The sequence below is a fragment of the Pontibacter sp. YIM B11418 genome (assembly GCF_059278805.1).
On record NZ_JCAEMH010000006.1, the window covers coordinates 353612 to 377415 of the forward strand.

General features: G+C 50.2%; 16 protein-coding genes. 8 read left to right on the top strand and 8 right to left on the bottom strand.

Annotation, left to right across the window (positions count from 1 at the left end; all coding sequences use genetic code 11):
- Positions 1-18: 18 nt before the first annotated feature.
- Positions 19-1329, bottom strand: a complete 1311-nt coding sequence (locus AC4QZR_RS16530) for an NCS2 family permease (RefSeq protein ID WP_494481917.1) — start codon at positions 1327-1329, stop codon at positions 19-21.
- 321 nt (positions 1330-1650) lie between these two features.
- Here AC4QZR_RS16530 and AC4QZR_RS16535 point away from each other — a divergent pair, with 321 nt between their 5' ends.
- Both AC4QZR_RS16535 and AC4QZR_RS16540 read left to right on the top strand, forming a co-directional pair.
- On the top strand, positions 1651-4119 hold the full coding sequence (locus AC4QZR_RS16535; RefSeq protein WP_494481918.1) for a TonB-dependent receptor: 2469 nt from the start codon (positions 1651-1653) through the stop codon (positions 4117-4119).
- A gap of 114 nt (positions 4120-4233) precedes the next feature.
- Positions 4234-4962 (top strand): Mut7-C RNAse domain-containing protein, encoded by a 729-nt coding sequence (locus AC4QZR_RS16540; RefSeq protein ID WP_494481919.1) that lies wholly within the window; start codon positions 4234-4236, stop codon positions 4960-4962.
- A 66-nt stretch (positions 4963-5028) separates the two neighbouring features.
- Here AC4QZR_RS16540 and AC4QZR_RS16545 read toward each other — a convergent pair whose 3' ends face one another.
- Positions 5029-6102, bottom strand: a complete 1074-nt coding sequence (locus AC4QZR_RS16545; protein WP_494481920.1) for a 3-oxoacyl-ACP synthase III family protein — start codon at positions 6100-6102, stop codon at positions 5029-5031.
- 163 nt (positions 6103-6265) lie between these two features.
- The gene (locus AC4QZR_RS16550; RefSeq protein ID WP_494481921.1) at positions 6266-6916 is read right to left on the bottom strand and encodes a CatA-like O-acetyltransferase; all 651 of its coding nucleotides are present in this window, start codon (positions 6914-6916) and stop codon (positions 6266-6268) included.
- A gap of 172 nt (positions 6917-7088) precedes the next feature.
- Here AC4QZR_RS16550 and AC4QZR_RS16555 point away from each other — a divergent pair, with 172 nt between their 5' ends.
- The 4 genes from AC4QZR_RS16555 (at position 7089) to AC4QZR_RS16570 (ending at position 16060) form a co-directional block, all read left to right on the top strand.
- Positions 7089-7715, top strand: a complete 627-nt coding sequence (locus tag AC4QZR_RS16555) for a hypothetical protein (protein WP_494481922.1) — start codon at positions 7089-7091, stop codon at positions 7713-7715.
- A 5-nt stretch (positions 7716-7720) separates the two neighbouring features.
- Positions 7721-9856, top strand: a complete 2136-nt coding sequence (locus tag AC4QZR_RS16560; protein ID WP_494481923.1) for a flotillin family protein — start codon at positions 7721-7723, stop codon at positions 9854-9856.
- Between the two features lie 76 nt (positions 9857-9932).
- Positions 9933-10931: an AlbA family DNA-binding domain-containing protein gene (locus tag AC4QZR_RS16565; RefSeq protein WP_494481924.1), complete on the top strand. Its 999-nt coding sequence runs from the start codon at positions 9933-9935 to the stop codon at positions 10929-10931.
- A 164-nt stretch (positions 10932-11095) separates the two neighbouring features.
- Positions 11096-16060 carry a DNA repair ATPase gene (locus AC4QZR_RS16570; protein ID WP_494481925.1) on the top strand — a complete coding sequence of 1655 codons (4965 nt, stop codon included), beginning with the start codon at positions 11096-11098 and terminating at the stop codon, positions 16058-16060.
- 78 nt (positions 16061-16138) lie between these two features.
- Here AC4QZR_RS16570 and AC4QZR_RS16575 read toward each other — a convergent pair whose 3' ends face one another.
- Positions 16139-17233, bottom strand: a complete 1095-nt coding sequence (locus AC4QZR_RS16575) for a redoxin family protein (RefSeq protein WP_494481926.1) — start codon at positions 17231-17233, stop codon at positions 16139-16141.
- A 497-nt stretch (positions 17234-17730) separates the two neighbouring features.
- On the opposite strand from AC4QZR_RS16575, the gene AC4QZR_RS16580 reads away from it, so the two are divergent.
- Positions 17731-18570: an MBL fold metallo-hydrolase gene (locus tag AC4QZR_RS16580; RefSeq protein WP_494481927.1), complete on the top strand. Its 840-nt coding sequence runs from the start codon at positions 17731-17733 to the stop codon at positions 18568-18570.
- Positions 18571-19262: 692 nt separating this feature from the next.
- Here the strand turns inward: AC4QZR_RS16580 and hflC are convergent.
- Both hflC and hflK read right to left on the bottom strand, forming a co-directional pair.
- Positions 19263-20201: a protease modulator HflC gene (hflC, locus tag AC4QZR_RS16585; RefSeq protein WP_494481928.1), complete on the bottom strand. Its 939-nt coding sequence runs from the start codon at positions 20199-20201 to the stop codon at positions 19263-19265.
- A 3-nt stretch (positions 20202-20204) separates the two neighbouring features.
- A complete protein-coding gene (hflK, locus tag AC4QZR_RS16590; RefSeq protein WP_494481929.1) occupies positions 20205-21188 on the bottom strand; it encodes an FtsH protease activity modulator HflK in 984 nt (327 codons plus the stop codon).
- Positions 21189-21416: 228 nt separating this feature from the next.
- Here hflK and AC4QZR_RS16595 point away from each other — a divergent pair, with 228 nt between their 5' ends.
- A complete protein-coding gene (locus AC4QZR_RS16595) occupies positions 21417-22034 on the top strand; it encodes a hypothetical protein (RefSeq protein ID WP_494481930.1) in 618 nt (205 codons plus the stop codon).
- 45 nt (positions 22035-22079) lie between these two features.
- Here AC4QZR_RS16595 and AC4QZR_RS16600 read toward each other — a convergent pair whose 3' ends face one another.
- Both AC4QZR_RS16600 and AC4QZR_RS16605 read right to left on the bottom strand, forming a co-directional pair.
- On the bottom strand, positions 22080-22451 hold the full coding sequence (locus AC4QZR_RS16600) for a spore germination protein GerW family protein (protein WP_494481931.1): 372 nt from the start codon (positions 22449-22451) through the stop codon (positions 22080-22082).
- 224 nt (positions 22452-22675) lie between these two features.
- Positions 22676-23698: an LLM class flavin-dependent oxidoreductase gene (locus tag AC4QZR_RS16605; protein WP_494481932.1), complete on the bottom strand. Its 1023-nt coding sequence runs from the start codon at positions 23696-23698 to the stop codon at positions 22676-22678.
- Between the last annotated feature and the right edge of the window lie 106 nt (positions 23699-23804).

Below are 23804 nucleotides of genomic sequence, written 5' to 3' on the forward strand. Positions count from 1 at the left end.
ATAATATAGGCAAATTGCCTAATGCGACTGCATGACGAGGGCCAGCACGCAAAACGCAACGATGACCCATAGGGTAGGGGAAATGCTTCGGGTCTGTCCAGTTGCTACTTTCAAAACAGCCCAACTCAGGAAGCCCCAGATGATGCCCTGCGAGATAGAGTGGGTAAAAGGAATCAGCACCATGGCCAGAAAGGCCGGGATCGCCTCGTCCATTTTCAGCCAGTTGATCCGTACGATCGGGCGCACCATAAAGGCGCCCACCAGCACCAGGGCCGGCGCGGTGGCAATGGCCGGAATCATGGAAAGCAGCGGCGCCAGGAACAGAAAGGGCAGGAAAAGCAAACCAGCCACGACAGCCGTCAGGCCGGTGCGGCCGCCAGCTTCTATACCTACCGCCGACTCCACATAGGCGGTGCCGGGGCTGGAACCCAGCAAACCAGCTATGGTGGTGGACAGCGCATCGGCGGTCAGCGAGCGACCTACGTTGCGGGGCTCTCCGTGCTCGTCCGTCAGGTTGGCGGCTTCGGCCAGGCCCACGAACGTCGAAAGGCTATCGAATAAATCAGTGAATACGAAGGCGAAAATGACAGGAAAAACTGCAAACTGCAGCGAGTTGACCAGATCCAGCTGCAAAACCAGGCTGAAGTCGGGAGCCGCGAACAGGCCTTGCCAGCTGATGACGGGGGCCGCATCCAACGCCCACCAGCGTCCCAGCGGATAGGCGGCCAGCGTGGTAAGCGCTATACCTACCAGTATGGCGCCTGTCACGTTGCGGGCAATCAGAATGGCCATTAAAAACAAGCCGGCCAAAAAAGTAAGAACAGAGGGAGAGAGCGGCCCCAGGCCCGTCGTGGTAGCCTCATCAGGAACAATAAAACCGGCGTTGGCAAAGCCGATGATGGTGATGAACAGGCCTATACCTGCGGCGATGGCGTAGCGCAATGGACGAGGTATAGCCTTCACAATGAGGATGCGCACTTTAAAAACGGAGAGCATCAGGAATACGATGCCTGACCAGAAAACGGCCCCCAGCGCCACCTGCCACGTAATGCCCATCCCCAGCACCGCTGAGTAAGTAAAAAAGGCATTGAGTCCCATACCTGGCGCCACAATGATCGGGTTGCGGGCATACAGTCCCATCATCAAACTACTAAAAAAGGACACCAGCACCGTTGCAGTCAAGGCTCCCGAAAAAGGCATGCCCGCCTGACTCAGGATGGCTGGATTCACCGCTATGATATAGGCTGTGGCCAGAAAAGAAGTGAGTCCGGCCAGGACCTCTGTTCGGACGCTCGTGTTGTTCTTAGTCAGCTCAAAGTATGACTCCATGCTCGGACGTGGGTTAGAAAGGATGGCACTTTAATATTAGGCAATTTATACGGGCAAGCGTTAAAAATATGTTAAAGTCCTGCCTCTTCGCTTGATTTTTCCTGCCTCCAAGCAACCCTCTCCCTGCCATCTTTCTCTTTTGCTTATACCTATCATCAGGAGGGTGTCCGAAATCAAAAAAGGGTGTTCATTTTCAGACACTTGTTATATCATGCAGCTGTAAAAAATGCATGTAATTACCTGTTAATCAAAGATTTAAACAGTTGGCACACATTTAGGATAAGCAAAATAACTCTATGAGAAAATAAATACCAGATTCACATGAAAGAACCTCTAACTCTCCAGTCTCAACGCAACGGCAAGATATACCTGCTGCTGCTTTTTTTCCTCTTTGTTTACACTTCCGCTTCGGCACAGCAGGCCACCATTGCGGGCAAGGTGCTGGAAACGGCTGACAAGCCCATGGGCTATGCCAACGTGCTCCTGCTTAAAGCGGCAGACTCCTCACTCGTAAAGGGCACGCTGTCTGATGAAAGTGGATCTTTCCTGTTTGAAGGTATAGCCGTTGGCAAGTACAAGGTGGTGGCCAGCATGGTCGGCTTCGGCAAGTCGAAGGCCATGGAAGCGAACGTAAACGCTGAAGCAGAAGCCCTCAAGCTAAATCCGATTGTAATGAGCCAGTCTGCCACGGCACTGAAAGAGGTCGTGATCGAAGCACAGAAACCGCTGATCGAGCAGCACCTCGATAAAACAGTATTAAATGTGCAGAACAGCATTGTGTCGGCGGGTAACACGGCACTTGAGGTGCTGGAGAAGGCGCCGGGCGTGGTCATTGATCAGAACGACAACATCAGCATGCGCGGTCGCCAGGGTGTGATTGTGATGGTGGACGGAAAACCGGTGCCGATGTCGGGCTCGGAGCTGGCCAACATGCTGCGCGGCATGTCCGCCAGCAGCGTGGAGAAGATCGAACTGATCACCAACCCTTCGGCCAAGTACGATGCGGCCGGTAATTCGGGCATCATCGACATCCGCCTGAAACGTGACAAAAGCCTGGGCACCAACGGAACACTCAGCGCCTCTTACGGACAGGGCCGCTTTGCCAAATCGAATCAGGGCGTGCAGCTGAACCACCGGACTAAAAAATTCAACCTTTTCGGCAGCTACAACTACGTACTGCGCAAAGATTTTAACGACCTGGACATTTACCGCCGCTTCCTGGACGAAAACGGCGAATTCATTGGTGCTTATGATCAACAGAACAGGTTCGACTTTTTATTTAACAACCACAGCGGCAGAGTAGGGGCTGATTACTTTTTGTCACCTAAAACAGTATTGGGCGTGGTGGCCAGCGGCTTTGCGTCGGACATAGACCGTGGTACGAACAACCGTTCCAGTGTGATCAACGCAGGCGGGCAGCCAGAATCCTCTTTCGTGACGGGCGCCGATGTGGAGCACGGCCGTCGCAACCAGGCCTACAACTTTAACCTGAAGCACACGATCGACAGTCTGGGCCGGGAGATCACGGCTGACGTGGACTACATATCGTACCGCAACACCGACGAGCAGAACTTCACCACCAACTACTACAACCTGAGTAACGAGCAGATCCGCGACCCCTACCTGCTTTACGGCACATTGGACGGTAACCTGACCATTAAGTCAGCACGCGCTGACTACCGGCAACCGCTGGCTGGCATCGGCGGCAATTTTGAAGCCGGTTTAAAAAGCAGCCTGGTGACAGCCGATAATGACCTGGCCTTCTACGACCGCAGCAACGGCGGCAACGAACTGGACACCGATAAAAGCAACCATTTCCTGTATGACGAGAACATCAACGCGGCCTATGTGAATGCGAATAAGAAGTGGAAAAAGGCAGTGCTGCAACTGGGGCTTCGTCTGGAAAACACCATCGCGAAGGGCAGGCAGCTGACGGATGGGCAGAAATTTGACCGCAACTATACTCAGTTGTTTCCGAGTGCAGCCGTTAACTACAGCCTGAACAAAAAGCATGACGTGGGCATGTCGGTGAGCCGCCGCATTAACCGTCCGTCTTACAACCAGCTCAATCCATTCAAGAACTTCCTGGACCCCAGCACTTACTCGGCAGGCAACCCCTTCCTGAAACCAGAGCTGTCCTACTCATTCGAGCTGACCCATACTTTCGATCAGCGCTTCATCACCAAGCTGAGCTACAGCCATACCAGCGGTGTGATGGTGCAGGTGCTCTCACCAGATCCGGGCGCAGAGAAACTTGTAGTGCAGACCTTCCGCAACCTGTCCTCGCTTGACTACTACGGCCTGACAGTGACAGCGCCTTTCTCGATTGGCAACTGGTTCAACAGCGTGAACAATGCCACAGTTTACTACGGTCATTACAAAGGATTCGTAGCGGACACCGACCTGAGCAACGGTATCCCGACCTTTAACCTGAACTCGAACAACACGATCAAGCTGCCGAACGATTGGTCAGGTGAGCTGGTGGGCGTGTACCGCGGCCGCGAGGTATATGGCTTCCTGGAGGTAGACCCGCTGTGGTTTATGTCGGTGGGCGTGCAGAAACAGTTCTGGGACCGAAAAGCCAGTTTGAAGCTGAACGTATCGGATGTGTTCTATACCAACAAAGCCAACGGCTATACCGCCCTGTCCCGCTACGAAGAGAATTTCTACCAGCGTCGCGACACGCAGGTGGCGACCCTGAGCTTCAACTACCGTTTCGGACAGGCGCAATCTGGTCCGTCGCGCCGCCGCACCGGTAGTGCCGAAGACGAGACAAGAAGAGCAAATTGAGTAAAAGTGAAAGAGTGTTAAGACTGGTTTTTGTTAATTGATAAAGCGCCCGGGTTTTGCCCGGGCGCTTTTACTTTTGGGTCCGTATACCTGATTGGCTATACCTGACGCCTTATGTTGCATACCGCCCATTTTCGGTTTCACGGCTCGCTGAACGACTTTCTGCGCCCCCGCCAACGGCATACCGCCATCAGCTATACCTTCGCAGCACACCAAACGGTAAAAGACATGATCGAGGCTATGAGTGTGCCTCATGTGGAGGTGAGAAGGGTGCAGGTGAACGGGGAGAAAGTAAGTTTTAGCCATCGGCTTGAACATGACGACCAGGTAGAGGTATACTCTTTCGAAGCAGGGGAAACGGAACTGCTGATAGGTATAGCAGACCGGCGTTTCGTGCTGGATGTGCACCTCGGCTCGCTGGCCCGCTCGCTGCGCATGCTGGGCTTCGACACGGTATACGAGCAGCAACTGCATGATTCGGAACTTGTTCAAATCTCCAAAGAAGAGCAACGGATTCTGCTGACACGCGATGTGAACCTGTTGAAGCACAATGCTATACCTGCCGGCTACTGGCTGCGCTCCCAAATAACCGAAGTGCAACTACTGGAGGTGGTCAACAGGTATAGATTGGCAGATCAGTTCCAGGCTTTTACCCGCTGTATGGTTTGCAACGGCCCCATTGTAGCGGTAGAAAAACAGACGATACTGGAGCAGCTGCCACCTAAAACCCAACTATTCTTCGATGAGTTTTACCAGTGTCAGCAATGCATGCGGGCCTACTGGAAAGGCTCGCATTACGAGCGAATGCAGGAGTTGATCCGGCGAATAAAGGAGCAGGTATAGCTGAATAAAAAATGAAGGCCTCACTATTTTTAGTGAGGCCTTCATTTTAAGGTTTAGAAGTTTAAATTATACCCGGTAGCAGATCGCGTTGATGTTCATACCTGCTCCCACCGAAGCGAATAGAATAATGTCGCCATCATGTAACTCGTGCTTCTCATCCTGACCTCTGCGCACAATGTCGTAGAGCGTTGGTACGGTGGCTACAGAGCTGTTGCCCAGGTAGTGGATGCTCATCGGCATGATGTCTTCCGGGATGTCGCGTCGGCCGTAAAGTTTGAAGAGCGCCTGTATCATGCCTTCGTCCATTTTCTCGTTGGCCTGGTGGATGAACACTTTTTTCACGTCTTTGATGTCCACACCGCACATATCCAGGCATTCTTTCATGGCCTCCGGTACCAACTTGATGGCGTACTCGTATACCTTGCGGCCCTTCATTTTGATGTAGCGCACCCGCGGATCACCGTCCGGCATGTAGGACTTGTTCATGTTGATGTAGTAGGCCTCCTCTACACTGTGGCTGCGGGCGCAACTGGCCAGTATACCACTGCCGTCCTCCGGCACCTGCTGGTACTCCACCACCGAAGCACCGGCGCCATCACTGAAGATCATGCTGTCGCGGTCGTACATGTCGATCACGCGGGAGAGGGTTTCGGCTCCGATCACGAGCGCCTTCTTCGCCATACCTGCCTTAAAAAACGCTTCGGCCTGGATCATGCCCTGCACCCAACCCGGACAGCCAAACAGAATGTCGTAAGCCACACAGTTCGGACTCTTGATCTTCAGGTTGTGTTTCACGCGACTGGCCAACGCAGGCACGGCATCGGATTGTATCGTTCCCTCTAACACATTGCCAAAGTTGTGCGCTACAATAATCATGTCCAGCGTTTCTGGATCGATGCCACTGCTGCGGATGGCTTCTTCAGCGGCGAGCGTGGCGATGTCGGAAGTAGTGAGGTGGGAGGCTACGTAGCGGCGCTCCGCTATACCTGTTATTTTTTGAAATTTCTCAACGACCACATTCGGGCAAACCCCGATTGGCTCGTTTTGATCAGTGTAGAAATTGTGAGAGGTAAAGTCCTGATTGGTTTTTACTTCTGTCGGAATATAACTGCCGGTGCCAGTAATAACGGATCGCCACATATTGGTAAGATAAAAGGTAAGAAAGATCAGTCGGGGATGAGCCTCAACTACCACCCAATATATTGGTTATCACTATATACGGCAAGATAAATTTAGGGAAAAAGTTGAAACATCAGTGCGTTTAATACTTCCCTCAGGTATAGCGCAATAAATACGTAGAATTCTACAAGGTATAGCGTTGGACTACCTGCGTCAGCTCTTCCAAAAACAGGTGCATGTGGTAGCCGTCGGCCAGGGCATGGTGCAGGCCGATGCTGATGGGCAGGTATACCTTGTCGTCACGCATTTCCAGTTTGCCATACCCAATCCTGGGTACGCCCGGATCTTCGTGGCCGGTCGAGAATGCGTGTTCCATCCCTTTAAAAGTGAACCAGGGCAACGTGGTCATGTGCAGCAGGTCTGCACCCTGATGGCCGTTGAACAGTTTGGCGCTTTGCTTTACGGCTGCAATAATACGGGCACCTTCAGCGCAAAAATCCTCTAGTTTTTCGTGGAAAGGGAAGTGGGTGAAAGCGATCTGCTTATTGTCTTTCAGAATGGTAGTAGATAGGTCCAGTCCGCTATACCTAACCACTTGTCCGTTTTCGATGCGTAGCAGAAAGTTTTCTACCGTACGGGCAGCCTGCACAGTGGCATGCATGTAGGCCAGCGAAACCGACAGGCCGTGCTGTTTACAATATAGGTATAGCGGGGTGATGTCCGCTTCCGTGTGCACGTTAAAAAACGGTTGGGTGAAAGTGCTGAAAAACTGGAATGTCTCTTCGCGTTCCCATCCTTCAATAGGTATAATTTCTTTGCTGTAGCGGCTTTGCATGTATAAGCAGGGCAGTTTTTTGTTAGACTGTCATTTGTAAATAACAGTGCAAAGATAGCGGATGGTGCTTACTTCTCTTTTCTTTCAGGAGCGAAATACAAAAAGTATATGCTTTGTTATGAATATTCTTTTATATTTATAGCACAATACTTTTTTCAACCTGCTTTTGCCTATGAACGAACTTTTACAAGCTACTTTTTCCGCCGTTAACATCCTTCCAACCGCCCTGCTGGCCTTCGTACTACTTTACTGGGTGGCCGTCATCTTCGGCCTGCTGGACCTCGACTTTTTCGATGTGGACGTAGCGCCCGATGTGGATGCCGATGGCGTGTCGGCCGTCAGTTGGCTCAACAATGTCCTGGCCTTTTTCAACCTGGGCAAGGTGCCTTTCATGGTATTTCTGACTTTCCTGGCGCTGCCTTTCTGGGCGATTTCGATCCTGGCCAATTACTACCTCAACGATGGCTATACCTTGTTAGGCTGGCTATACCTGATCCCGTCCTTTATCGCAGCGCTTTTTGTGGCTAAATTCCTGACCATGCCTTTCATTCGCGTGTTTGCTGCCATGGAAAAAGAACACGAATCGGCTGCCGCTATCATCGGGCAGATCTGCACGGTTACTTTGCCTGCCAACGGCAACGAGCTGGGCCAGGCTGCTGTGAAGACGACCGGCGCGCCACTCCTGTTGAACGTCAGAACCACCCAGGGCTCCGCTGTGCAAAAAGGCGAAACCGCGCTCGTGCTCGAGTACAATGCTGAAAACAAATTTTACCTCATAGAACCTTACCAAACCATTTAATTCGCATGCTAGAATCTTTATCCTTGTCTATCGTCATTATACTGGCGGTATTCGCGATTGGCTTTATCGCCATCGTTATCAAAATGTACCAAAAAGCCATTCAGGGCGAGGCCCTGGTGCGTACCGGTCTAGGCGATACGAAAGTGTCTTTCTCCGGCATCTTTGTAGTGCCGGTCATTCACAAGCTGGAGGTGATGGACATCACCCTCAAAACAATCGTGATTTCCCGGACAGGCTCCGAAGGATTGATCTGTAAAGACAATCTGCGCGCTGACATTAAGGTGAATTTCTTTTTACGCGTGAACAAAACGCCGGAAGACGTGATCCAGGTGGCACAGTCCATTGGCTGTAAGCGTGCCTCTGACCATTCTGCACTGGAGAGTCTGTTCGATGCCAAGTTTTCAGAAGCGTTGAAGACCGTAGGCAAGCACTTTGATTTTGTAGACCTGTACCAGAGCCGCGACGATTTCAAGCGTCAGATTCTGCAGACGATCGGTACCGACCTGAATGGCTATGTGCTGGACGACTGCGCGATCGACTACCTGGAGCAAACGCCACTGACCCACCTGAACGAAAACAACATCCTCGACGCCGAGGGTATCAAGAAGATCATCGACCTGACGGCCAAGCAGAAAGTACAGGCCAACCTGATCGAACGCGAGAAGCAGAAGACCATCAAAAAGCAGGACGTAGAGGCCCAGGAAACCATTTTGGAGCTCGAGAAACAGCTGGCTGAAAACGAAGAGAAGCAGAAGCGTGAGATTGCCAACATCAAATCGCGTGAGTTTGCCGAGATGGAGAAAGTGCGCCACGAAGAGCGCCTGAAAGCAGAAAAAGCCCGCATCGCCACCGACGAAGAAGTCAAAATTGCCGAGCAGAACAAAGACCGCCAGATACTGGTGGCCGAGCGCAGCAAGCAACGCACCGACGCCATCGAAACAGAGCGTGTGGAGCAGGCGCGTTTGCTGGAGGCCAATGAAAAAGAACGCATCGTGTCATTGGCTCAGATCGAGAAAGAGAAAGCCATTGAAGAAGAGCGCAAGAACATTCAGGGCATTATCCGCGAGCGTGTGACCGTGGAGAAAGCCGTGGTAGAAGAGGAAGAAAAGATCAAGGACACCAGGGCCTTCGCCGAAGCAGATCGTGTGAAAGCCGTGGCGATTAAGAATGCGGAGCGTGAAGCAGAAGAGTCGCTGGTGAAAGAGATCAAGAGTGCCGAAGCAGCCCGTCAGGCATCGGAGTTCCGTGCGAAGCAAATGCTGATAGACGCAGAGGCAGAGCAGGTGTCTTCTAACAACCGTGCACAGGCCATCAAGACCATGGCAGAAGCCGAGGCAGCGCAGGCAGCAGCCATTGGCCTGTCTGAAGCACAGGTAATGGAGGCCAAAGCACACGCCCGTCAGAAAGAAGGCGAAGCGGAAGCACTGGTGATCAAAGCCAAAGCCAACGCGCAGGCCGAAGCCGACGAGAAACTGGGTATGGTAACCGCCAAAGTGACTAAAGAACAAGGTATAGCTGACGCAACTGTAGTGGAAAACATGGCTACTGCCGAAGAGAAACGTGGTCTGGCAGAGGCCCGTGTGATCGGCGAGAAGTTCACCGTAGACGCCAAAGGTATAGAGGAGAAAGCAGAAGCGATGCGCAAACTGGACGGCGTAGGCAAAGAGCACGAAGAGTTCAAGCTGCGCCTGGAGAAAGACAAGGTCATCGAACTGGCCCACATCAATATCCAAAAAGACATTGCTTCTTCTCAGGCCGAGGTAATCTCCGAGGCGCTGAAGTCAGCGAAAATCGACATTGTGGGTGGCGAGACCATGTTCTTCGACCAGATTGTGGGCTCCATCACCAAAGGCAAGCAGGTAGACCGACTGGTAAGCAACAGCGAAGTGCTGAACACCGTGAAGGACACGTTCTTCCAACCAAACGCCAACGGCCATATGGATTTCAGAGAGAACCTGCAGCAGTTCATCAAGCAGTTCGGTATGACCTCCGACGACGTGCGCAACCTGAGCGTATCGGCCATCCTGCTGAAGATGATGCAGAGCAGCGCCGATGAAGGCACGCTGAATACTCTTAAGCAGCTAACTTCAGCGGCCACGGCCATGGGTATAGCGGATAAGCCTTACATTTCTTTGAACTAACCTCACCCCAAACCCCTCTCCTAAAAACAGGAGAGGGGCTTTTTTATACCTGTGTTGTAAAACATTTATATTATCAATGAGCACAGACTTAAAACAAATTATCAAATATGATTCCGAAGGATCCAATTTGGATTATAAAAAAGAAGAGTATGCTTTAGGGAAAAATGAGAAAAAGAATGAGGTTTTAAAAGACATTTCTGCTTTTGCAAATCATCATTCAGATGCTGATAAGTACATCATAATTGGAGTTAAAGAAGAAAACGGAATTGCTAGTGAGGTCTTTGAAGTTGAAATGTTAACAGACGAAGCTAAGTATCAGCAATTTTTAACAGATAATATAGAGCCTAAAATAAATTTTGAATATAAATCAGCAACTTATGAGGGTAAGCGGATTGCATATTTCAGAATCTTTGGCAACAAAAATAGACCTTACCTATTTAAAAAGAACTTGGAAAATCCAGTTACGAAAAAATCTGAATACAAAATTGGAGATGGATTTATAAGAGTTGGTTCTTCATCAAGAAAACTCGAAAGGAATGACTTTGAAAATATCTATAAAACACGGTTTTCCGAAAAAGACAGAAAAAATGATTTAAAGATTGAGTCTTATTTTGGTTCTACTGACAATGATGAAATAATAAACTGGAACATAAAATACATAGATGTTAGAATAACTAACCAGTCAAATAAATCAATCGAATTTAATATAGAAATGAAAGTTTTTAAAAATGAAAATTTTGGATTGATATCAGAAGATGAGTTAATTAAAGAATTAAAAGATAATCGAAGAAAGAATAGTAATGGCTTTGGAACTAGCTTTGAGATTATACAACCTCAAATAAAGAATTTGCATGTTGATTATCGAGAAAAAGAGGAGTATGTAGTAATTTCAAGAAATAGCCTTTCCAAAAAAACAGCAATTAGTTTAGCACAGCACTCATCAGAGAGTGATATCTTCTGTAAACATTTATTTGTTCTGGGAGAGGACGCTGATAACATTAAAGCAGAACTTACAATAAGAAGTGATGACTTTACAGAAGGCCCTTTAATCAAACAATTGCTTTTCAAAAGATAAAAACATTTTACAACACGGTTCAGCCTTTATGCTTGGTTACGCCTCGCCCATCGGCTGCACGAGTAAAGTTATACAAGCCACTTGTACAAAATAAGCCGTGATAACACTTGGCTTTAAATAAAGCCAAAAACTTACTATCATTCATTTTTAATCCTCCAACCTAAATGGAAGATACCAATACCGCCGCCACACCAGCTGCCGAAAATGTGCAGCTGGAGGGTGGTACTTATGAAATCTTACGGAACCGTCTGCAGAAAAGCGGGGCCGAACTGCGCACGCAACTCGAGCAGCTGAACCAGGAGCGGAAGAGCGTGTTTGGCGCCATTGAAACGCAGCTGATCACCACGGAGCGCATCACTACTGAGAACAACTGTGTGCCTTGGGACATGGTGCCGGTGGGCTATACCTTGCTTTTTGGCTACAACGTATACCTGGGCCTCAAGTCGGAGGTGGAGCTGTCGGATGTGTTTGGCGTCTATACCTACGAAGGCCACAGCTTCCATCAGCAGACGCTGGACGTGCTACAGGACAAGACGTTTCAGGACGATTTCCAAAAGCTCTACAAATACTACAAGAACACACAGTTCGTCAAGTTCGCACACATCGGCAACTACCTGTACATGGTGTTCCGGGTGGGCAAGGGCGTCAACGACATCAAGACCTTTAAGTGGTTGCTCAAAGGCGACACCATCACCTACATCGACAACCGCAGCGACCACGAGTATGTGTTCCCCAACCAGCACGACTTCAGCTGGAAGCGCACCACCCGCGAGGCGCAGCGCAAAGGCAAGCACCCGCACGTGTCCATCGAGGACAAGGTGTTTGTGGAGACAGTTGGCGGCGATCTCACCATCAAGGTAGAAGACAATACCGAATCGGGCCGCGGCATTTACTCCGAAGAGGTAGAGGACAAGGATCAGACGCTGGATGATTCGGAAATCTATTACGCGGTTCTCGGCAATATCATACTCCTGAAGATCCGGCCATACCGCGAGAACAACTACCGTTATTTCGTTTACAACTCCAAGTTGCAAGAAGCCCGCCGCATCGACGCGCTGGAGCACAGCTGTGTGCTGTTACCGGACGGACAGGGCATTATTTATGCCTACGGTTACTACCTGCAGACGGGCGAGTTCAAGCAATTCGATAACAACCTGCAGGACATGCTGTTTGAGAAGCGCATTGCTTCCCCAAACGGCGAGGATTTCCTGTATGTGTTTTACAACAAGGAGACGAGCGTTTACCTGTTGCTGTCCTACAACCTGATCACGCAGCAGATCGAAACGCCGATTGTGTGCCACGGCTACGCCATTTACGAAAACGGGGAGCTGTGCTATTTCAGGGCGGATGAAGAGGCACAGAAGCACCACGCCATCCAAATCTGGCAGACGCCTTACATCGGGCCGAACTTTACGATACCGGTTACGCAGGAATCCTACCTCTACAAGATCGGCAACAAGGACATTGTGCGGGCGATGGCCGAGAGCAATGAGGTGTTGTCGCTGATAAATAAAGAGGACTCCTACGCCAACCTATACCTGGACCTGATCAAGAAGACGACAGATGTACTGGACTCTTACCACTGGCTCAACCGTGCGGAAACCTACAACCTGGCGGGGCCGATTTCGGCGATAAGGCAGACGGCCACGGCGGCGGTGGAGGAGTATGAGAAGGTGCTCAGCATCAAGAAAAACACGCAGGCACAGATCAGTCAAGTGCTGGGACAGGCCGACGCGCTGATCCAGACGCTGAAGCACAAAAAGGCCGAAAGCATCAATGATTATGTGAAGTATCTGGCCGATTTGCGCGGTATACGTGGGGAGGTAATCTCACTGAAGGAGTTGCGCTATACCGACCTGCCAATAATAGATAAATACGAAGCACAGCTGCAGCAATTTGCGCAGGAGACGGCCAACGGAGCTGTAGCTTTTCTCTTACAACCCAATGCGCTGGCGCCTTACGAGAAGAAGGTAAAGGAGATTAATACTGCCATCGAAGGTATAGCTAAGGTGGTGGAGGCTGACGCGACGGACAAGGAAATTGCGGCGGTTTCGGCGGAACTGGAAATGCTGATCGATGTGGTGAGCAACCTCAAGATCGAAGATGCCACCCAGACCACCCGCATCATCGATACCATTTCTGCCATTTATGCTACCTTCAACCAGACCAAAGCCACGCTGCGCCGCAAGCGCAAAGAACTTTTGAGTCAGGAGGGCAAAGCCGAATTCAATTCCCAGATAAAGCTGATCAGCCAGAGTGTGGTCAATTACCTCGACGTGTCTGATTCACCGCAGAAGTGCGAGGAGTACCTGGCTAAACTGATGGTGCAGCTGGAGGAACTTGAGGGTCGCTTCCCGGATTTTGACGAGTTCATTGAGCAGCTCACGGTCAAGCGGGAGGAAATCTACAGCGCTTTCGAATCGAAGAAGGTGCAGCTGCAGGAGGCGCAGAACAAACGAGCCAACAGTCTGCAGCAAGCAGCAGAACGCATCCTGAAAGCGGTGCAAAATCGCGCCGGTAAATTGACTTCGATAAACGAAATCAACGGCTACTTCGCCTCCGACCTCATGATTGAGAAGGTGCGGAGTACGGTGGAGGAATTGCTCAAGATTGGCGACACCGTGAAGGCTGACACCATCCAGAGTCGCCTTAAAACCCTAAAGGAAGACGCTGTGCGTCAGCTCAAGGACAAGCAGGAACTGTTTGTAGAGGGCGCCAACATACTCAAGTTCGGCAAGCATCAGTTTACGGTGAACACCCAGCCGCTGGAACTGAGCGTGGTGCACCGCGACGAGGCCATGTACTACCACCTTACCGGCACCAACTTTTTTGAGAAGATCACTGATGACCAGTTTTTGAGCTACCGTCCGGTTTGGGAGCAAACGCTGGTGTCGGAGAACAACCAGGTATACCGCTCCGAGTACCTTGCCTTTAAAGTGCTGGAAGCAGCGCAGAGCAAAGGGACAGCCACGCAGCAGACGGAGAACAGTCTGCTATACCTAAGCATTGACGAACTGCACAAACTCACCGAGGCTGAGCTGACCGAGTACGTAAACAAATTCATGGCTGTGCGCTTCAACGAAGGCTATATGAAAGGCGTGCACGATCACGACGCAGCCTTGATTTTAGGAGCGCTGATCCGCCTGATCAAAACAGCGGATTTGCTACGCTATACCTCCATCGACCGGGCCTGTGCGCAACTGTACTGGCAAGTGTTTGTGCCGGAAGCCAAAAAGAAAACGCTCCATCACCAGCTACAAGGTATAAGCGCCATCCTGCAGGTCTTCCCCGACACCCACGAGTTTGATGACGTGAAAGCCGATCTGCAGCAGGAACTCTATACCTTCCAGCAGGAGACCGGGCTATGCGAAGAAGCCAGTGCCGCCGAGGCAGGGGAGTATCTGTTTTATGAACTCACCCGCGGCAACCAATTTGTCATCGATAGTCAGGCCGACGTGCTTTATGTTGGCTTCAAGCATTTCCTGACGGAACGCAAAGTGCTGGATCGGTTTGAAGAATCGGTGAAGGCACTGCAGGAAAATGTGGCACACCAGTTCGAACTGATCCAACACTGGCTGAAAGCCTACATCGCGCAGGCTGGGCAGCATGACAAGACGGAGTTTGTGGCCGAAGTGGCGACACTCTTGCTCACCGACAGCTACAACCCGTTGCAGGTTGTGCACACGGTGCTGAAAGAAAATCTGCAAGGTATGCAGGGCGCGCACCAGCAGGTGCAGGGCCAGCAATACCAGCTGCATTATCATGGTTTCCTGCACCGTCTCCGCGACTATACAAGCAGCACGGCCACCGCTTTTACAGCTTTCACGGAGCTTAAAAAGAACATGACACAGCAAGCCGAGCAGGCGCTTCGTCTGAATGAGTTCAGGCCGCGGGTGCTGTCTTCTTTTGTGCGCAATAAATTGATCGACCAGGTATACCTGCCGCTGATCGGCGCCAACCTGGCCAAGCAGATTGGTGCGGCCGGCGAGACCAAGCGCACCGACCTGATGGGTATGCTGCTCCTGCTCTCGCCGCCAGGCTACGGTAAGACGACCATTATGGAGTACATCGCCAACCGTCTGGGCATCATTTTTATGAAGATCAACGGGCCGGCTATCGGGCACCAGGTAACAGCGCTGGACCCGAAAGAGGCGCCCAATGCCGCTGCCCGCGAAGAGCTGGAGAAACTGAACCTGTCGTTTGAGATGGGCGACAACGTGATGATCTACCTCGACGACATCCAGCATTGTAACCCGGAGTTTCTGCAGAAATTCATCTCGCTTTGCGACGCGCAGCGCAAGATCGAAGGCGTGTACAAAGGCCGCAGCAAAACCTATGATTTCCGGGGCAAGAAGGTATGCGTAGTGATGGCTGGTAACCCCTACACCGAAACAGGAGAGAAGTTCCGCATCCCGGACATGCTCGCCAACCGTGCCGATATTTACAACCTCGGTGATATCATCGGCGACACTGAGGATGTGTTCAAACTGAGCTACATCGAAAACTCCCTCACCTCAAACACCGTGTTGGCAAAGCTGGCGGCAAAGAGTCAGAAAGATATTTACGCGCTGATTCAGCTGGCTGAGAGCGGCAACAGCGAAGGACTCGAGTTCGAAGGCAATCACTCGGCAGCCGAATTGAACGAATATGTGCTGGTGCTGAAAAAGCTGCTCAAGATTCAGGATGTGATCCTGAAAGTGAACCTCGAGTACATCCGCTCTGCCGCGCAGGCTGACGAGTACCGCACCGAGCCGGCCTTTAAGCTGCAGGGCTCTTACCGCAACATGAACAAGCTGGCCGAAAAGGTGATGCCGATCATGAACGACCAGGAACTGCAGATGCTGATTTTGTCGCACTACGAAGCCGAGTCGCAGACGCTCACTTCCGGTGCCGAAGCCAACATGCTCAAGTTCAAGCAACTCATCGGCATTATGACTGAAGTTGAGGCGCAGCGCTGGGAAGATATCAAAACCACCTTTGTGCGCAACAACAAGCTCAAAGGCTTTGGTGGCAACAACCAGGTAGGGCAGGTGCTTTCTGAAATGGAGAACATCTCCGGCGGACTGGCAGGTATAAAGGATGTGCTCAGTCAGTTTAAGCCGAGCAGATTGGAAGCCGAAGAGATTTAAGGTATAGCATTAGCCAAATAAACAGCCCCTGCAGGTATAGCTACTGCAGGGGCTTTTTTATCTTAAATGGTCGGTTACTTACTTCAACAGACTGGCCAGTTTCTCAGAGAGTTCGGCGCCTTTCACATTAATGGCCGCAATGTTACCTTCCTGATCAATCAGGAAATTATAAGGTATAGCATTTACATTGTACTTCTCAGCTAAATGGCTGTACCAGCCTTTCAAGTCAGTATAATGAATAAAAGGCATCTGGTACTTGTCCATGGCTTTTCGCATTTTCTCATCGTCCACATCGAGCGAAATAGCCAGCACCTCGAATCCCTTTTGCTTGTGGCTATCCGCGATTTTGATGAGTTCAGGCATTTCTTTTAAACAGGGTGCACACCAGCTCGCCCAAAACTCCAGCAGCACCACCTTACCTCTAAACTGATCAAGCGTGAGTTTCCGGGTGTTGTGGTCAAGGGCAAAGGCCGGGGCTTTGGATCCGACGGCAATCGTATTCTTAGGGGCCGTCATACTCATAAATTGCTGTCCCATGTCAGAGGTTTGCACTTCGGGGCTCAGCGATCTGAACAGAGCCAAAGATTCCTCCGGGTTCTCTTTATTGTAAATGGCAGGCAAAAGAAAGGCGCTTGCATAGGAAGTTGGGTGCTGCCTGATAAAGGATATGATTTCTGTTTTCATTAATGCCTCACCCTTCGCTATTCGCTCCTTTAACTCCTCCGCTCTCACCATATCTTTTCGTTTCATGGCAGCCGCAAGGCTATCCTGAATGGCAGGGATACTACCTCCGTTGGCATGCGTGATTCGCATCTCTAAATCAGCGAGTTGGTTATTCAGGCTGTTGGGAGCAGACGAGTGAATTTTTGCCTCATGTAGCTTCTTAACCCCGTTGAAAAAAATGGTTCCGGGCTCCACAAAGAAGAACTTTCCCCCGGTATGATCATCTCCTATGCTGACCATGTAAGGCTCATCAACAGGAAGCGTGAATGAAAACTCCCCGTTTTTCATGAGCACATTTTGTGACAGAGGGTAACTTTTAGAGATGGATACTACCCGGAGCGTGTCGGTTAGGCCTGAACTCAGCCTCCCCTTGATGATACACTGTTTCGTTTGTGCAAATGCTGCCATAGGCAATGCAAAAACAATAAAAAGGATGAGAAGCTTTTTCATATAGGTGAGGGTTTTGCTGAGAGATACAAATGCATTGATCAAACCTGAAGGTTGGGTTTTCTTTTATCTTTAAAGATTCAGCATGCCGCCCTATTCAGGTATAGTTGCCAAATTAGGCCAGGCAGTTGACACCTCGTTCTCCTTTTGCTGATAATGTAGGTATTTTAGAAAATGCCATGCAGCACCTGAACTTTTAATCCAGGCTAAGACTTTCTTATTTTAATCTTTAACGGAAAGTTAATATGCTTGTTAAAGTTTTAATATATCAAAAATACAATAATTATCCATCTATGCAAATGAATTTAGGTATAGCTTCTAACCCGATTCATACTCTCAGAAATTAATCATAAGAAGTATTCAGTAACACTTGGTTTTGCTTATGCGGTTGGTATAAGTAGACTGGATATTTTTGTACTCCCTTATAACAGGGTATAATCAAATTTTTGGAACTTCAGCAAGTTGACTTATCCCTTTAAAAACCCGACCTTTGTACTTCTATGCAATTAGCCATCACCTCATTAAATTCCGGCAGCAACGGCAACTGTTACTACATCGGCAACGAGCAGGAAGCCGTGCTGGTGGACGCAGGCATTTCGTGCCGCGAGACTGAAACGCGTATGCGCCGGTTGGGTCTATCCATGCGCAAGGTGAAGGCTATTTTTGTGTCACACGAGCATTCCGATCACATCAAAGGTATACCTGTGCTGGCGCGTAAGTACAAATTGCCGGTTTACATTACAACCAGTACATTGTACCGTTCCCGCATGGACCTGAGTGGGGTGGAGGTGGTGTCCTTCACAGGATACGAGCCGGTGCAGATTGGTGGCTTGTCCGTGACCGGATTCCCGAAGTTTCATGACGCGGCCGACCCGCACAGTTTTGTGGTGGAAGGTAATGGCGTAAAGATCGGTGTGTTCACGGACATCGGCGCGCCCTGCGCCCATGTGATCAGTCACTTCCAACAATGCCATGCTGCCTTCCTGGAAACGAACTACGACGAGGGTATGCTGGAGCAGAGTTACTACCCTTATTATCTTAAACGACGCATTAGCAGCAACCACGGACACATGTCCAACAAGCAGGCGCTGGAGCTGTTTGTGGCGCACAAGCCGGCCTTCATGAGCCATGTGTTCCTGTCGCACCTCTCCAAAGACAATAACTGCCCGAAACTGGCGAAGAGTCTGTTCGAGACCTGTGCCGATGGTACTGAAATAGTAGTTGCCTCCCGATTTGAAGAGACCCCCGTTTATAACATTTGCTGCCAGGGCGATATTTTTGAGCGTACTTTGTCTGTCAGCGACATCACACCGGCCGGCGAGCAGTTATCGCTGTTTTGAGCCTGTTACTTAAGATAGGGTTGCTATGAAATTTAAGACAAGTAAAAGCGACTTTATTAAGAGTCTATTTTATGCAATTTCCTTGATGGCAGCCGGTATATGGATGCTAGTGAATGATAGAGTTGCAATGGGTATTCATAGTAGAACACTTTCTTTATCGGGTTTCGGCGGACATCTACTAATCTTAATAAGTTTGATTTTCTTCTATGTCGCCTACTACTGTCTGTCCCCTTTCAGCAAAATCAGGCGGTTTTTTGAGGGTGGGAGAAGAAGAAAGAAAAAATAAAATGAGGGCTTAGCAGCTTCACCGAATCGTGTGGCTATGAAACCTCATCCAACTTGTAGACAAGCCCTATACCTACGCCTTCCGGGCATATAAATTTTCAGTGCACGATTCGGACAGGTAGCTACCTGTCCCTACAAGTGGTCACGTTTTCTAAAAGACCTTTCAAAAGCCCTTTCTAAAAAGCTCTTCGGGATTTATCAATCCCGAAGCAAACTGTAGTGGATTTCCTAATCCCCGTGTGTAGGTTTTGCAGGTATACGGGGACAAGGATGTCCCCTGCAGAAATGCTTGCGGACATGGATGTCCGCAAAAGCCAGTGTTAAGTCACCGAATGGATACGACGTTGGGTATAACATCGCTTTATCACAACTTTCAAACTCCAAAACTCCCCAACTCTTAAACTTCCTCAGTTCGCCCGCTTCAGATACTTATATAATTCTGAATCAGTAGACAGAATAATACTTGTCTTATCATCAAATGATTTTTCCAGTGTTTCCATGGAGCGTAGGAAGGAGTAAAGTTCTCGTGCCTGAGCATTGCGGTTGTAAGCGGAAGCGTAGATGGAAGTGGCCTGCGCGTCGGCTTTACCGCGGATCACTTCAGCTTCGCGGGTGGCCTGGGAAGTGATCTGGGCCAGGTCACGCTCCTTGTTACCTTGAATCTTGCGGGCCTCTCCCTGACCTTCGGAACGGAACTGATCGGCGATACGGTTACGCTCACTGATCATGCGGTCGTATACCCGGTTACGCACTTCGTCCACGTAGTTCATGCGCTTAAATCGGAAATCCAGGATCTGCACACCCAGGTCAGAAGTACGTTCGTTGGCTCGTTTCAGGATCAGTTCTTCAATTTTGTCACGGCCGACTGTGATCTTATCCAGGTTTTCCAGGTCTTCCATCACCTCGTCCGATACTTCAGGCTCCCGGTTAGTGGAACGCACGATATCGAGCAGGTCGTGGCTGGCGATGGCGTTGCGGGTCTCACCGTCCAGTATGTCGTCGAGGCGTGACTGGCCGGAACGCTCGTCACGCAGACGGATGAAGAACTGCAGCGGATTGGTGATCTGCCAGCGGGCATAGGAATCCACGAAGATAAACTTCTTGTCCTTTGTAGGTACCTGATTAGCATCACCATCCCACTCAAGGTAACGCTTATCAAAAAACTGCACCTTCTGCACGATCGGGATCTTGAAATGCAGGCCCGGCTGGGTGAGCGGTTTGCCTACGGGCTTGCCAAACTGAGTGACAATGGCCTGCTTGGTTTCGTCGAGCACAAATACGCTGGTGAAAAGCAGGGTAAGTAGCAACACAGCGGCTAAAAGCGATAATATCTTTGGGGTTTTCACAGGCTATTTCGTTTGCGTTTGTGTTTTGTTTTGATCCAGGTTTAGGAGGGGCAGCACGTTGTTGCCGCGTTCGTCTACAATCACTTTTCCACCAATTTTTGGTAGGATACGTTCCATCGTTTCCAGGTATAGACGTTTCTTGGTTACCTCCGGAGCTTTCACATACTCTTCGAAAAGCGAGTTGAAACGGGCAGCCTCACCCGTAGCCACGTTGACACGCGTCAGCGCATAAGCCTCGGCCAACTGAACCGTTTCATCGGCCTCGCCACGTGCACGCGGAATAATGCGGTTATACTCCGACTCCGCCTGGTTGATGAGGGTTTCGCGCTCCTGCTGGGCTTGGTTCACGGCGTTGAAAGACGGTTTCACCGTTTCCGGTGGGTTCACGTCCTGCAGTACTACCTGGTCGATGCGAATACCGTTTTCATATTCATCGCACATTTGCTGTAACAGTTCTTCCATACTGGAGGCCACTTCCTGACGACCCACGGTGAGGACTTCGTTCACGGTGCGGTCGCCTACAATTTTACGCATGGCTGACTCCGACATGTCGCGCAACGCTTTCTCGGCGTCGCGCACCTTGAACAGGTAATTGTAAGAGTTTACGATCCGGTACTGCACTACCCATTCTACATTCGCCAGGTTCAGGTCGCCGGTCAGCATCAGCGACTCGTCGTTAAAATCTGCTTTCGAGTACTGGGTGTTTCGCTCTAAATCCGTCGTTCTAAAACCAAACTCCTGCTTGAGCTGCCGCTGCACCGGAATCTTCTGCATTTCCTCTATACCAAAGGGCAAAATAAAGTTCAGGCCGGGCTGCACGGTGCGGTCGTAGTGGCCTACGTACATCACCACGCCTTCTTCTTCAGGGCCCACCGTCTTGACGGAAGTAAGCAAAATGATCAGCAAAAACAGTCCGAGTAAAATTTTGCGGAAGTGCTTGCTGAGCAGAAACATGTAATGCTGTAGTCGGTAATTCGGCTCGGCCATGGGCAATGCGTCGATTAGTTGATAGCGTTAAGATAACTAAAATATCTTAATATGTTAATGTCTTGATAGGTATAGCCGACTGAGTTCAAGGTGCCCGTGCACAGATATAGGTAGCTTGTTGAGCCTTAGCTGTAAGGGAGTTCTAAGCTTTTTCCTGGTTTTCTTCGTACAGGGTAAAATCGAACAGGTAGCTTTTATTTTGTCATTTTCACTTAGCCCCATAACGATATGAAGCAATTTTTCACTTGTGTTTTCGCCCTATTGTTAGCGTTTAGCGCCCAAGCTCAAAATACGACTATACCTGCTGCTGAGAATCAGATAAAGACTGCCGTGCTGGCTGCCCCTGCCGACAAGCGGGAAGGTGCCACCGTGCTGGGTTATAATCAGAAAGGGGAGGTAGTGACGTTGCGCAAAGGTACGAATGAACTAATCTGCCTGGCCGACGACCCAAGCCAGCCAGGCTTTTCGGTGTCGTGCTACCACCACGATCTGGAGCCTTTTATGGCCCGTGGCCGTGAACTGCGCAAGCAAGGTATGAGTGCCAATGATATTTTCGGGATCCGCGAGAAAGAAGCCAAAAGCGGAAAGCTGACTTTACCCAAGCAGCCGACTTCGCTCTTCGTGTACAGCGCGCCGGATGAGCAGGTGAACGTTCGCACTGGTGAGGTATCCGATGGCTACCTGCGCTATGTCGTTTACATCCCCTGGGCGACTGCCGAGAGCACCGGCCTTCCGATCAAACCAAACCAGGGTGCGGTTGCCATGCCCTGGATCATGCATCCGGGCACGCATGGGGCCCACATCATGATCAACCCTCCAAAAGTTAAAGCAGGCGCTAGCAAGTAGTAGCCTTTTTATACCTGTGCAGACTGGTTAACCACCGTTAACTGATCAGCGTTTTCGATTGTTAACCAGTTTGTTAACTGTTCTTAACAGGATAAAGGCCATTACACCACTCACACCAATTATTTTGATGACTCTTTCCGGATCCGGGATTGATCTGAATTTGGTAATCCCATCCTTAATCTCGATGTAGCCTACTGGTTTAATGGCCACGCCGCCACCGCCGCCGGTTCCTTCTTCGCCCGCTTTAGAGCCACTGCCACCACCGAAGCCATACATGGCCTTGGCCGCAGGTATAACCGTTACACCGTCGCGCTCTACTGGCTCACCGTAAATCGTGCTGGCATTTGCTGAAATGCCCAGCCGCTGTGCAAGACGCTCGATAAAACTGTTCTGATCTTTCTTTGCTACCTCTTCCATGCGCTAAAGTTTGATGTGTTTAGAAATGATGTTCTGATTAGTTGTACGTGATGGAATCGAATCGTTTCAGAAAGCAAGAGATCCGCAGTATTTAAAGGGTGAGCATTTCTATAGGGAAGGTATAGGTGTAAAAAACAGACCCGAACATCGCTTCGGGTCTGTTTCTGAGCAGTTAATCAGGTATAGCACCTGTGCTGCTTTTGTTTTATAGAACAACTACTAGGCTATACCTTAACTGCTTTCAAATCTACCAGTTCCGAGAGCAAGGTATAAGAATACTGGCGCTTCTCCGGATCAAAGATGCCCGTTGAAATCATCAATTCATCTACCTGCGTTTCATCTACAAAGGCTTCCAGTTCTTCCTGTACCGATTTCTTGCTGCCCACAAAACTGTAGCGCAACATTTGCTTCACCGCATACTCCTCCTGCAGACTCCAGCGGTCTTTCATACTTTCGACAGGCGGTTGCATCGGCAAGGCCTTGCCCTGTATCACGTTTAGGAAAGACTGGTAAAGAGAAGTTGCCAGGTGATTTGCCTCTGCGTCTGTGTCGGCGGCCACCACATTCACACAAGCCATGGCATAAGGCTCCTGTAACTGCTCAGACGGCCTGAAACTGTCACGGTATACCTTGAGGGCATGGTGCAGGGCGGCAGGGGCGAAGTGACTGGCAAAAGCATAAGGCAGCCCCATGATGCCAGCCAGCTGTGCCCCGAAAGTGCTCGAGCCCAGAATCCAGACAGGTATATCGAGACCCTCGCCAGGTATAGCGCGTACCTTGGCCGTGCTGTTTTCTTTGTTCAGGTACTGTTTTAACTCAGCCACATTGTTCGGGAAATCTTCCACGTTGCCCTGCAGGTCGCGGCGCAGGGCGTAGGCCGTTACCTGGTCGGTGCCGGGCGCGCGGCCCAGTCCCAGGTCGATGCGGCCGGGGTACAGGCTCTCAAGCGTGCCAAACTGCTCGGCTACTACTAACGGTGCATGATTGGGCAGCATGATACCACCGGAGCCTACCCGCAAAGTAGATGTACCGCCGGCAATGTAACCGATCAGCACGACTGTGGCGGAGCTGGCAATACCGGGCATGTTGTGGTGCTCTGCCAGCCAGTAACGGGTATAGCCCAACTGCTCGACGTGACGGGCCAATTCCAGACTGTGCTGAAAAGAGTCGTGGATACTTTTGCCGGTGCGGATCGGCACCAGGTCGAGTACGGAGAGTTTGATATCGCTTAGCTTTTTATCTGCCATCGTTCTTGGTTAATATGCCGGACAATAGCCTTTTGATTTTACCAAAGCACACTGAAACAGGTCCTCAGCTATTCGTAATTGCTTTGAACTTCAAAAAGTCTTTCGT